We start from the raw sequence: 11,775 nt of genomic DNA, 5'->3' as shown, positions 1-11,775 counted from the left end.
AACAGGCTCTCGCGGCACAGGGCATCACGTTGCCGGCGCCAAAGGCTCCAGTGGCCAATTATGTCCCGTTCGTGCGCACCGGCAATCTGCTGTTCGTGTCCGGCCAGGTCTGCCTCGGCGGCGACGGCAAGCTGATCGCGGCGGGCAAGCTCGGCGGCGGCGTGTCGCTCGAGGACGGCTATGCCGCCGCGAAGGGCTGCGGGATCAACCTGCTGGCGCAGGTCAAGGCGGCGGTCGGCGACCTCGACAAGGTGGTGCGCGTGGTGCGGCTCGGCGGCTTCGTCAATGCCGCCCCCGACTTCCTGGATGGACCGAAGGTGCTCAACGGCGCCTCGGATCTGATGGTCGCCGCGTTCGGCGACAAGGGCCGCCACGCCCGCACCACCGTCGGCGTCTCGGCGCTGCCGTCCGATGCGGCAGTGGAGGTCGAAGGCGTGTTCGAGGTCGCGTAGGATTGACGAGGACGAGAATGGACGGGGCGAATGCGCGCACCTGACTGGCTGACGGCCCGCCCCGTCGCCCATCGCGGCCTGCACGATGCCGCCCGTGGCATCATCGAGAACATGCCGGCCGCCGCGCGCGGCGCGATCGCCGGCCATTTCGCCATCGAATGCGACATCCAGCTGTCGGCCGATGGCGAGGCGATGGTGCATCACGACTACGAGCTCGGCCGACTCACCGAGGGCTCGGGCCTCCTGATCGAGAAGACCGCGGCCGAGCTGAAGGCCGTGAGGTTCAAGCAGACCGACGAGCGGATGATGACGCTCAAGGACCTCTGCGACCTGATCGGCGGACGCGTGCCGCTGGTGGTCGAGGTCAAGAGCACCTTCCAGGGGGATCGCCGGCTGGTCCGAAGGATGGCCGAGGTGCTGTCGGCCTATTCCGGTCCGGCGGTCGGCATGTCGTTCGATCCGGACCTCGTGCGCGCCATGCGCGAGACGATGCCGAAGCTGACGCGCGGCATCGTCGCCCAGCGCACCTATCAGGACGGCTATTGGGACAAGCTCACGCCAGCGCAGCGCGACAGCATGCTGCATCTCAAGCACGGCCTCAGCACGCAGCCGCATTTCGTCGCCTATTGGGTTCAGCAGCTCCCGGCCCCGGCACCGTGGGTCGCGCGCAATGTGTTCGGCTGCCCGCTGCTGACCTGGACGGTCCGCACGCCAGAACAGCGCGCCACCGCGGCGCGCTACGCGGATCAGATGATCTTCGAAGGGTTTACGCCGGAGACGTGAGGCGAGACTCGAGGCGGGCCTTGAAGTCGGTGCTGCGATGCACGATCTTGATCCCATAGCAATCCGGGCGGCTCGGCCGGGCGTTCCTGAGTTGCCTTTTGTTCAGGGGTTCGATGGCCTCACCTGAGATCACGCTCGAAGCCGTTCCCGGGATCTCCGAAATCCCGGCCGCTGCCTGGGACGCTTGCGCCAATCCCGCCGGCCGCCTCGCGCCCGGTTCATCCGCCGGCTGCGGCCCGTCGTACAACCCGTTCGTCTCCCATGCCTTTTTGTCCGCCTGCGAAGCCTCCGGCTCGGCGACGATCCGCACTGGTTGGGCGCCGCGGCATCTCGTGGCCAAGCTGGGCGACGAAATCCTGGGCCTCGTGCCCTGCTATCTGAAATCGCACTCGCAGGGCGAATATGTCTTCGACCGCGGCTGGGCCGACGCCTATGAGCGCGCGGGCGGCCGCTATTATCCGAAGCTCCAGGTCTCCGTGCCCTTCACCCCGGCGACCGGCCCGCGTCTGCTGATCCGACCCGACCAGGACCGGGAGATGATCGGCAACGCGCTCGCCCAGGGCCTGAAGGCGCTGTGCGGGATCAGCGAGGCGTCCTCGGTGCACGTCACCTTCGCCCGGCAGGCCGAGTGGGAGCTGCTCGCGGCGCAAGGGTTCCTGCAGCGCACCGACCAGCAGTTCCACTGGCACAATCAGGGTTTTTCCAGCTTCGACGATTTCCTGGCGACGATGAACTCGCGCCACCGCAAATCGATCAAGCGCGAGCGGCGCGATGCGCTGGCGGCGGGGATCACCATCCATTGGCTGACCGGCAAGGACATCACCGAGGACGCGTGGGACGCGTTCTTCGATTTCTACATGGACACCGGCTCGCGCAAATGGGGCCGGCCCTACCTCAACCGCAAGTTCTTCTCGCTGATCGGCGAGACCATGGCCGACGACGTGCTGCTGGTGATGGCCAGGCGCGAGGGCCGCTGGATTGCGGGTGCCATCAACTTCATCGGATCGGACACGCTGTTCGGCCGCAACTGGGGCGCGATCGAGCACCACCCGTTCCTGCATTTCGAGGTCTGCTACTACCAGGCGATCGACTTCGCGATCCAGCACAAGCTGGCCGTGGTCGAGGCCGGCGCGCAGGGCGAGCACAAGATCGTGCGCGGCTACCTGCCGCAGACCACCTACTCCGCCCACTACATCGCCGACCGCGGCCTGCGCCGCGCCATCGACGACTATCTCAAGCGCGAGCGCGCCTATGTCGAGCAGGCCGGCCGCGAGCTCGCCGAATCCGGGCCGTTCCGCAAGGACCTGGACGAGCAATCTTGACCGGCGGCACGGGGCAATGAGAGTAAGGCGCGTGACGAGGAACCGCTGAAGGATTTGCCGATGACCGCCTACGATCCCCAAAACCCGTTCGCGAAGATCCTGCGCGGTGAATTCCCCTGCGTGAAGGTGTATGAGAACGACCACGTGCTGGCCTTCCTCGACATCATGCCGCGCGTCCCCGGCCACACGCTGGTGATCCCGAAGGCGCCGGCCCGTAACATCCTCGACATCACCGAGGAGGACTACCTCCACGTCGGCCGTGCCGTGCGCACCATCGCCCGCGCCGCGAAGACCGCGTTTGCCGCCGACGGCATCACCGTGCAGCAGTTCAACGAACACGCCGGCGGCCAGATGGTGTTCCACCTCCACGTCCACATCATGCCGCGCCACAATGGTGACAGTCTGCTGCCGCCGGCCAGCCGCAAGGAGGATCCCAAGGTGCTGGAGGAGAACGCCGCGAAGCTGATCGCGGCGCTCAAGGGCTGACCATGGCTCACGCGTCGTCGAGCCCGATGTCCAAAGCGGCCGATGAATGCGTGATCCAGCCGACCGAGATCAAGTCGACACCCGCAGCCGCGATCGCCGGCGCGGTGTCGACGGTGATCCGGCCCGAGGCCTCCGTAATGGCCTTGCCGCGGGCCATGCCGACAGCCCGTTCGAGCTCCGCCGGCGTCATATTGTCGAGCAGCACGGCGTCGACGCCCAGCGCCAGCGCCTCCTCGAGCTGCGGCAGTGTATCGACCTCGACCTCGATCTTCACGAGATGGCCGGCATGAGCCTTCGCCCGCGTGATCGCCGCCGCGATGCCGCCAGCGATGGCGATGTGGTTGTCCTTGATCAGGACCGCATCATCGAGCCCGAAGCGATGATTGCCGCCACCGCCGGCACGCACCGCGTATTTCTCCAGCGCGCGCAGCCCCGGCGTCGTCTTGCGCGTGCAGACGATCTGCGCGTGGGTGCCCTTCACGGCAACGACGAGAGACGCCGTCGCCGAGGCAACGCCGCTGAGGTGGCAGAGGAAGTTGAGCGCTGTGCGCTCGCCGGTCAGCAGCGCCCGCGCCGGGCCGCTGATGGTGGCAAGGACGTCGCCCGGCGCAACGACGCTGCCGTCACCGCGAATGATCTCCATGCGGACCTCGGGCGAGACCGTCTGGAAGGCGCAGCGGGCGACGTCGAGGCCGGCGATCACGCCGGGTTGACGTGCCCGCAGCTGCAGCGAGGCGCTCTGCTCGGCAGGCACGATCGCATCGGTGGTGATGTCACCCGCGTGGCCGAGATCCTCCAGCAGGGCCATGCGCACCAGCGGCTCGTAGAGCAAGGGCGAGAGTGGATTAAGGGTCATGATACGACGCTCCTGAGGACGACACGCTCGGTCTCGACGACCTCTCGTGCGGCGGCGATCGCCTTGGACAAAGTGAGGCGGGAGGGCTGCGCGACGGGCAGCGTGTCGGGACAATCGGTGCGGCAATGCCCGCCGCGGCTCTCCGCGCGCGCAGGGGCGGCGACCGTCATCATCAGGCCGACCAGGGCCGGGTCGGCTGCGCCCCCTGCCCCCGATGCCAGCGGGAGCAGGCAGCGGAGCGCGGCTGTCATCCCGGCGCGGTCGCGCAGCACGCCGAGCGCATCGGACAGCGCCGGACGGACCGCTGTGGGATCGGATGCCGGCGGGATCGCTCCAACCTCCGACGGCTTGGCCGCACGCGCCGACGTGCCGGCCACGCTCTCCGCCACCCATTGCGCGCAGACGACCGCTTCCATCAGCGAGTTGCTGGCCAGCCGGTTGGCGCCGTGCAGCCCGGTGCGGCTCGCCTCGCCGCAGGCCCAGAGGCCTTCGACGGTGCTGCGCCCCATCCCGTCAACCGCGATGCCGCCCATATGATAATGCACCGCTGGCCGCACGGGGATCGGATCGACAGCCGGATCAATTCCGGCCATGCGGCAGAACGCGCTGATCACGGGATAGCGCGCGGCGAACTCCTTGCCCGGCTTCTCCCGTGCATCGAGGAACGTGCGGTGGCCATGCGCGCGATGACGCCAGACCGCGCGCGCCACCACGTCGCGTGGCGCCAGCTCGGCGCCGGGCTCGTCGGCCATGAAGCGCGCACCGGTCTCGTCGATCAGCACCGCACCATCGCCGCGGATGGCCTCGGTCAGCAGCGGCAGCGGCCGCGACGGACCGTCGAAGGCGGTCGGGTGAAACTGCACGAATTCGAGATCGGAGAGCACCGCCCCTGCCCGCGCTGCCAGCGCCAAGCCCTGGCCGAAGCAGCCGGAGGGATTCGTGCTGTCGAGGAACAGGCCGCCGATGCCGCCGGTCGCGATCACGACACGGGTCGTTGCAAGAACCAGGGACTCCTCACCGCGCACCGCGAGCACGCCCTGGATCGCATTGTCCTCGACGATCAGCCGGCGCGCCTCGACGCCTTCCAGCAGCGTCACAGACGGGCATCGCCTGACGGCCGCGATCAGCGCGCGCATGATCTCGCGCCCGGTGCCGTCGCCGGTGGCGTGGACAATGCGGTTGCGGCTGTGTGCGGCCTCCAGCCCGAGGCGCCAGCGCCTGTCGCCATCGCGGTCGAACGCGACGCCCAGCTTCGCGAGGCGGCCGACCGCCGCAGGCGCCGCTTCGATGATGCGACGCGCCGCGGCCTCGTCGCACAGGCCGGCGCCGGCGAGGATGGTGTCTTGCAGGTGCAGCGCCGGCTCATCATCGCGACCGACCGCGGCCGCGAGACCACCCTGCGCCCACATGCTCGACGCCTCCGCGCCGAGCGGCGATTTCGACACGAGCACGACGGGCTCGGGTGCGAGCTGCAGCGCCGTCATCAGCCCGGCGGCGCCGCCGCCGATGATCACGGGACGGCCGATGGGATTGCAGAGATCGTTGCTCATAGCGCCAGCATCCTTTCCACCGAACGCCGCGCGCGCTCGGCCATCGCGGGATCGATCGTCACCTCATGCGTATTGGTCTCGAGCGCATGACGGATGTTCTTCAAGCTGATCCGCTTCATGTGCGGACACAGGTTGCAGGGCCGGACGAACTCGATATCCGGATACGCCACCGCGACGTTGTCGCTCATCGAGCATTCCGTCAGCAGCACCACCCGCGCCGGCCGCTTGGCCCCGACATAGTCGGACATCGCCGCCGTCGAGCCGGCGAAGTCCGCTTCCGCCACGACCTCCGGCGGACATTCAGGATGCGCGAGCACGGTGACGCCGGGATGATTGTCACGCAGGGCGCGGACATCCTCGGCGCTGAAGCGCTCATGCACCTCGCAATGCCCCTTCCAGGCCGTGATCCGCACCCTGGTCTGAGCAGCGATGTTGCGGGCCAGATACTCGTCCGGCAGCATGATGACGTGATCGGTGCCGAGCGACTCCACGACGGCGCGCGCATTGCCCGAGGTGCAGCAGACATCGGACTCGGCCTTCACCGCGACCGAGGTGTTGACATACGCGACGACGGGCACGCCGGGATGGCGCGCGCGCATCAGCCGGACGTCATCGGCGGTGATGGAGTCCGCGAGCGAGCACCCGGCCCGCAGGTCCGGGATCAGCACGGTCTTCCCAGGATTGAGCAGCTTCGCCGTCTCCGCCATGAAATGCACGCCGGCGAGCACGATCACCTCGGCATCCACCTTGGTCGCTTCGCGCGCGAGCAGCAGGCTGTCGCCGACGATGTCGGCGACGCCGTGGAATATCTCGGGCGTCTGGTAGTTGTGCGCGAGCACCACGGCGTTGCGCCGGCGCTTGAGGGCCAGGATCGCCTCGACATCCTCTTCATAGACAGCCCATTCGGGCGGCGGGATCACCCGCTTCAGGCGGTCAGACAGCGGCGCATTCGGCGCGATGGCAGTCAGGACGGTCTCGGCCATTTATACTCTCCATGAGCATAAGATAGCTTATATTTATCCTGAGCATAAGTCTTGTCAAGCGCCGGGGATCACGACCGCGAGAGCGGCAGCTTGGTTCCGACCACGGCGCGCTCGGCGAGCACGCCCTGGCGGAAGCGAAACAGCTTGGCGGGACGGCCGATCGTGTCGGTCGCCATGGCGCCCGTCTCCTCGACGAGTTCCTGCTGCTCGATGAGGCGACGAAAATTCTGCTTGTGGACCAGCCGGCCGGCCAGCGCCTCGACGCTGCGCTGCAGCTGCAGCAGGGTGAATTCATCCGGCATCAGCTCGAACACGACCGGACGATATTTGATCTTGGCGCGCAGCCGGGCGATGCCGGTGGCGAGAATGCGGCGGTGGTCGCCGGTCATCGCGCGGCCGGGCACGGCCGCCTCCCCGCCCTGCTCGCGCACGCGCTCCGGGATCAGCGCGGCCTCGTACAAGAGCTCGTAGCGCTGCAGCGCGAGCTCCTCGTTCCACTCGCGGCCGTCGAGGCCGAAGGTGATGGCGGCACGGCGCCAGCGCGTCTTCTGCAGCGCCGGCTCGTCGACGGACCGCGCCCAGGCCTTCAGCTTGGGCGCGATGATCTTGGCGAGGATCGCCGGCGGCCCATCGCGATGATCCTCCCAGGGAAAGTAGTCGTACCACGACGACCATTGCGCATCGGCGCCCTCACGTCCCTCCTCCTCGCGCGTGAGGCCGAGATAGGAGATGGAGATTCGATGCGGCGCATCGGGGTCACCCGAGCGGCCGCGGTCGGCGAAGGTGTAGAGCTGCTCCACATAGCCGAGGGGATGGCCGGTCTGCGCCTCGACCCAGGCGCGCAGGCCCATCTGCAGCGAGCGGTGGGCGAACTGGAAGGGACCGCTCGGCAATGCTGCCGCGTGATCGATCGTCATGATCTTCGGGTGCCCGTCGGTCACCGCGACCAGCACGGCGACGAGGTCAGCGGTGATCGCATCCAGAGCCGTCACGGTCTTCTGTGGCCGCTTGTTCAGGTTCGACATCCGGATCGCTGGTCCTATTTGTCCTCGGTAGCCCCGGGCGTGAACACGCAACGATCCGGCTTCAGGTCGATCAGCGGCGTCTCATCCAGGCAATCGAGGCCGCGCACCAGCACGGTGCTGCCCTCCAGCGCGACGAAGCGGACGGTGGAGACGCCGATCGGGTTGGGGCGCACCGGCGAGCGCAGTGCGAAGGTGCCGCGGGTCTCGCCGTCATGATGGCGCGGGCTCTGCTTGACGAGGTCGCGGCGGGCCCGGTTCAGCCAGTACAGCACCTGCAGATGGCTGAAACCGTCGATGCCCTGCAGGGCCGGCACCCACGGCTCGAAGATTTCGAGCCGGCACACCGGCCCCTCGAAGCTGCCCTGCCGCGGCGTCTCCAGCCGCGAAGTCCAGGGCGTGCGGATGCGGCCGATGAAATACAGCGCGGCATCGCGCGGCTGCGGCGCATCGACGGCGACTTCACCCGGGCGGAGATCGGTCTCAGTGGTCATCGCAAAAAAATCCTCAGATCTCACAGCCAATCTAGCCGAACGCTGCGGCATCGCAATTGCGGTCGCGCAACTCAGCCGAGCCACCATGTGCCGGCCAGCATCACGGCCTCGCCACAGACGACGCCGGCGAAGATCGAGCGGCGCGTCGCCAGGAAGGCCCCGAGCCCGGCCACGATAGCGCCATAGCGCAGGCCCCACGGCACGCTGGCGAGCGCGCCGGGTGGCTGCACGACGATCTGTGCGATGACACCGGCCAGGATCGCGGTCGCGACCGCCTTGACCCACATCAGCAGATCCGAGCCCTCGTCGAGGCCGCTGCCGAACCACAAGCCCAGCAGCCGCCAGATCTGGTTCGGGATGACGCCCGCCACCAGCAGCACCACGAGCGCATGCCAATCGCCGATGAAATCGCTCATGCCGCCTCCCGCCGCTCGCGCCATTTGTGGACGGCAAAGGCGAGCGTGCCGGCGCCGACGCCGCTGACCAGGATGTCGACGCCGCTATTGAGCCGGGCGGCCAACGGATAGAGCACGAGGCCGAGACCGAGCGCGAGCACGTCGGCGAGCTCCTTGGCATTGCGCAGGGTCGAAAACAGGAAGGCGAGCGGCGTCAGCAGCAGCACCGCGGCGCCGAAGGTCTGCGACAGGTTGGCGGCCAGGAGATAGCCGATGATGGTCGCGACCAGCGCCACGCCCATCAGGCCGGTGCCGAGCCCGTGGACGAAGGCGATGCGGCGCTCGCGCGGCACATGCGGCAGGAAGCGATAGCATTCGACCCACAGGGTCACCGCGGTGAAATGCGCGATCAGCACCAGATGGCGCCGCCTGGTCTTGGGCCCGCGGATCAAAGGCAGCACGGCCACGACCATCGGAAACAGCCGGATCGCGCTCATCGTCACCGCGATCGCCGATTGCAGGATGGTCTGGCCGGAGCCGAGCGTCGACACCAGGATGATCTGCGCGGGCCCTGCCCAGACCAGTACGGTGCTGAGGATCGCCCAGAGCATGCTGAAATGGGTGTCGTGGGCGAGCGCGCCGATGCCGATGAAGGTGACGAACAGCACGACCGACAGGATGGTCGCCGACGTCGCGCGCAGCCCCCAGCCGAAGGCCCGGAGCGAACCATGCCATTGCAGGGAATCGAGCGGAGGAAATGTCACGGGCGGCCCAGCGAAACGGACCGCGATAAGGCGTTCGAAACCGCCCGCCGTCAACCGCTGTAGCACGCGCGCGGCTCTGCACGCGGCGCAAGCCGCGGGCCCTCAGGCCCGGTTGCGCAGCACGAAGCAGGCGCCGCCGGCGCCGCGGATGCGGTTGCACAGCGCGTCGGCCTCGCCGCGCGTGTCGGCGCCGATCCGCACCTGGTAGAAGGCGCGGTAGCCGCGCGTGCGCATCACCGAGGACAGCAGGCTCGGGTCGCGGCCGCCAATGACGGAGCCGAGGCCCTTGATGGCCCGTGCATACATCGCGAGCGCCTTGTTGCGGTCGAAGCCGGCCGCCAGCTGTACGCCCCATGACTTCGCAGCCGCCATGGCGACATGCTGCTCCAGCTGCGTCACGAACGGATTGGGCGCGCGCTTCAACAGCGCCATCAGCTGATGACAGGAGGTCGGCCGCGCGCTCGGCGGCATCTTGCCGCCCTTTCCTGCTGCCGCCCACTCGTCGATCGATGTCCCGGTGATCGCCGATACGTAGTTGCGCGTCTCCCATGGCATCTGGCTCTTGCCGGCGAGCCAGTTCTGTACCCGGCGCGGGCCGGCATTGTAGGCCGCCGCGGCGAGCCCGAGATTGCCGAACTGATCGCGCAGCTCGGCCAGAAACTGCGCCGATTTCGGCAGCGCCTGGACCGGGTCGAACGGATCGAGCAGCTCGCGCTCGCTCGCCGTCCCCGGCATGAACTGGGCAATGCCCTGGGCCCGCTGGCCGCTGCGGGTGAGGGGTCCGACCGCGTCGCTCTGGAACCGGCTCTCCTGCCAGATCACGCGGGCGAAGAATTCCAGCGGCAAGTCGTTCGACTTGGCGGCCGACTCGATCATCAGGCAGATCGCCTCGCGCGTGCCGCTCTCCTTCGGGTCAGTCGTCTTTGCGGCAGCGTCCTTGGCCTCCTCCTGGGCGGGAGGCGCTCCGTCCACCAACGGCCAGACGGTCTCGCCTTCATTGGCGGCGGCACGTCCGATCGACGCGATCAGGAGACAGATGGCGACGCTGAGAGCCGGAATCGGATGATGCATGGACACAATGAACAACGGCCAGCACGCGGCCGGCGGACCCAAATGCCGACAGACAAAGCGTCAATCGCGTTCCGGTTCCAAGGCGCGACGCCTTGACACGGACGATGGCCCGGCTAGCAATCGGCTATCCTTTCTGGAACGCGACCGATGACCCCCTCTTCCGACGACCCGCTCGGCTTCGCGCCGGATGAGACTGCGCCGCTCGCCTACATGGCGCGGACGCGCGACTACTATCTGGCGATCGGCTATGAGACGCCGTATCGCTGGGCGCACTATACCTCGGCGCCGTTCCAGAAGCTGCGCAAGCCGCTGGCGCAGTCGCGCGTCACGATCGTGACGACGGCGGCCCCCTTCGATCCGGCCAAGGGTGATCAGGGACCCGGAGCGCCCTACAATGGCGGCGCCAAGTTCTACACCGTGTACGACGGCGAGACGTCACAGCCGCACGATCTGCGCATCTCGCACATCGCCTACGACCGCGCGCATACGTCGGCCACGGATCCCAACACCTGGTTTCCGCTGCCGCAGCTGCTGCGGCTTGCTCGCGAGGGCCGCATCGGTGCGGTCGGGCCGCGCTTCTTCGGTGCGCCGACCAATCGCAGCCAGCGCGTGACGATCGAACAGGACGCGCCGGAGATGCTCGCGCGCTGCCGCGCCGACGAGATCGACGCGGTCGTGCTGGTGCCGAATTGCCCGGTGTGCCACCAGACGGTGAGCCTGGTCGCACGGCATCTCGAGGCCAACGGCATCGCCACTGTGGTGATGGGCTGCGCCAAGGACATCGTCGAGCACGCCGCGGCACCGCGCTTCCTGTTCTCGGATTTTCCGCTCGGCAATTCCGCCGGCAAGCCGCACGACCCGGCCTCGCAGGCCTTCACGCTGGAGCTCGCGCTGCGCGTTCTCGAGAGTTCACCAGCAGGACGAACGACCGTGCAGTCGCCCCTGCAATGGAGCGACGATCACGGCTGGAAGCGCGACTACAGCAATCCCGCTTTGCTCGCCCCCGAGGAGCTGGCGCGGCGGCGCGCCGAGTTCGATGCGCAGAAGGCGATCGCGCGCGGACTCCGCGAAAATCAGGCCTGAAAGACACACTGGCTTCAAACTCAGCAACAATTCCCTTCGGAAAAAGCTGATAGCGCTTGCTCTCCCGTCCCAGTTGAGCTTGAGTTCCATCGAGTTCAAGGGGGCAGTACCAAATGAGAGTTGTAGCGTTGGTGGCGCTGTGCGCCGCCCTGGGTGGTTGCGCGTCCGTGACACGGGGTACAACCGAGACGATCAGCGTGGCGTCGACCCCCTCGGGCGCGGAAGCCTCGGTCGCCGGCCTTGAGGCGCCGATGACCTGTACGACGCCGTGTTCGTTCGTCGCCAAGCGCAACGCGGACATCACCGTCACGATCGAAAAGCCGGGCTACGAAACCCAGATCATTCCGCTGCAGAAGGACATCCCGACGGCAGGTGCGGCCGGGTTCGCCGGCAACCTGCTGCTCGGCGGCGTGATCGGCATGGGTGTCGACGCCGCGACCGGCGCCGCCACCGATCACAAGCCGAACCCGGTGATCGTCACCTTGCAGCCGAAAATGGCGGCACCGGTCGCGCG

14 protein-coding genes are annotated in these 11,775 nt (G+C 67.9%); 6 read left to right on the top strand and 8 right to left on the bottom strand.

Going from position 1 to position 11,775, the window contains the following annotated elements:
* The 4 genes from BRAS3809_RS16930 to BRAS3809_RS16915 form a co-directional block, all read left to right on the top strand.
* The coding region (locus tag BRAS3809_RS16930) for a RidA family protein (protein ID WP_035656526.1) at positions 1 to 452 on the top strand (452 nt) is incomplete at its 5' end.
* 30 nt (positions 453 to 482) lie between these two features.
* Positions 483 to 1,235 (top strand): glycerophosphodiester phosphodiesterase, encoded by a 753-nt coding sequence (locus BRAS3809_RS16925; protein WP_008963326.1) that lies wholly within the window; start codon positions 483 to 485, stop codon positions 1,233 to 1,235.
* 113 nt (positions 1,236 to 1,348) lie between these two features.
* Entirely contained in the window at positions 1,349 to 2,557 is a 1,209-nt protein-coding gene (locus BRAS3809_RS16920) for a GNAT family N-acetyltransferase (protein WP_008963325.1), read from the top strand.
* Positions 2,558 to 2,617: 60 nt separating this feature from the next.
* Positions 2,618 to 3,043, top strand: a complete 426-nt coding sequence (locus BRAS3809_RS16915) for an HIT family protein (RefSeq protein WP_008963324.1) — start codon at positions 2,618 to 2,620, stop codon at positions 3,041 to 3,043.
* A 7-nt stretch (positions 3,044 to 3,050) separates the two neighbouring features.
* Here BRAS3809_RS16915 and nadC read toward each other — a convergent pair whose 3' ends face one another.
* The 8 genes from nadC to BRAS3809_RS16875 form a co-directional block, all read right to left on the bottom strand.
* Entirely contained in the window at positions 3,051 to 3,899 is an 849-nt protein-coding gene (gene nadC, locus BRAS3809_RS16910; RefSeq protein ID WP_008963323.1) for a carboxylating nicotinate-nucleotide diphosphorylase, read from the bottom strand.
* Positions 3,896 to 5,449, bottom strand: coding sequence for an L-aspartate oxidase (locus BRAS3809_RS16905; protein WP_008963322.1), 1,554 nt, complete (start codon positions 5,447 to 5,449; stop codon positions 3,896 to 3,898). Before BRAS3809_RS16905 ends, nadC begins: the two co-directional genes overlap by 4 nt.
* Positions 5,446 to 6,432, bottom strand: a complete 987-nt coding sequence (nadA, locus tag BRAS3809_RS16900) for a quinolinate synthase NadA (RefSeq protein WP_008963321.1) — start codon at positions 6,430 to 6,432, stop codon at positions 5,446 to 5,448. Before nadA ends, BRAS3809_RS16905 begins: the two co-directional genes overlap by 4 nt.
* 68 nt (positions 6,433 to 6,500) lie before the next feature.
* A complete protein-coding gene (locus tag BRAS3809_RS16895; RefSeq protein WP_008963320.1) occupies positions 6,501 to 7,457 on the bottom strand; it encodes an NUDIX hydrolase in 957 nt (318 codons plus the stop codon).
* Positions 7,458 to 7,471: 14 nt separating this feature from the next.
* Positions 7,472 to 7,948 (bottom strand): tRNA (N6-threonylcarbamoyladenosine(37)-N6)-methyltransferase TrmO, encoded by a 477-nt coding sequence (gene tsaA, locus BRAS3809_RS16890; RefSeq protein WP_008963319.1) that lies wholly within the window; start codon positions 7,946 to 7,948, stop codon positions 7,472 to 7,474.
* A gap of 71 nt (positions 7,949 to 8,019) precedes the next feature.
* Positions 8,020 to 8,364 carry an AzlD domain-containing protein gene (locus BRAS3809_RS16885; RefSeq protein ID WP_008963318.1) on the bottom strand — a complete coding sequence of 115 codons (345 nt, stop codon included), beginning with the start codon at positions 8,362 to 8,364 and terminating at the stop codon, positions 8,020 to 8,022.
* Positions 8,361 to 9,107 (bottom strand): AzlC family ABC transporter permease, encoded by a 747-nt coding sequence (locus BRAS3809_RS16880; RefSeq protein WP_008963317.1) that lies wholly within the window; start codon positions 9,105 to 9,107, stop codon positions 8,361 to 8,363. The genes BRAS3809_RS16885 and BRAS3809_RS16880 overlap by 4 nt, the downstream gene beginning before the upstream one ends.
* Positions 9,108 to 9,209: 102 nt before the next feature.
* Positions 9,210 to 10,178, bottom strand: a complete 969-nt coding sequence (locus tag BRAS3809_RS16875; RefSeq protein WP_008963316.1) for a lytic transglycosylase domain-containing protein — start codon at positions 10,176 to 10,178, stop codon at positions 9,210 to 9,212.
* A gap of 147 nt (positions 10,179 to 10,325) precedes the next feature.
* Between BRAS3809_RS16875 and BRAS3809_RS16870 the strand changes: the two genes are divergently transcribed.
* Positions 10,326 to 11,261, top strand: coding sequence for a glycine/sarcosine/betaine reductase selenoprotein B family protein (locus BRAS3809_RS16870; RefSeq protein WP_008963315.1), 936 nt, complete (start codon positions 10,326 to 10,328; stop codon positions 11,259 to 11,261).
* 113 nt (positions 11,262 to 11,374) lie between these two features.
* Positions 11,375 to 11,775: PEGA domain-containing protein (locus BRAS3809_RS16865; RefSeq protein WP_035656524.1), on the top strand; the 401-nt coding region annotated here is incomplete at its 3' end.

The sequence above is a fragment of the Bradyrhizobium sp. STM 3809 genome (assembly GCF_000239795.1).
GTDB lineage: Bacteria > Pseudomonadota > Alphaproteobacteria > Rhizobiales > Xanthobacteraceae > Bradyrhizobium.
The sequence above is the reverse complement of the archived record's forward strand: the minus strand, read 5'-3'. Positions and strand labels throughout refer to the sequence as shown.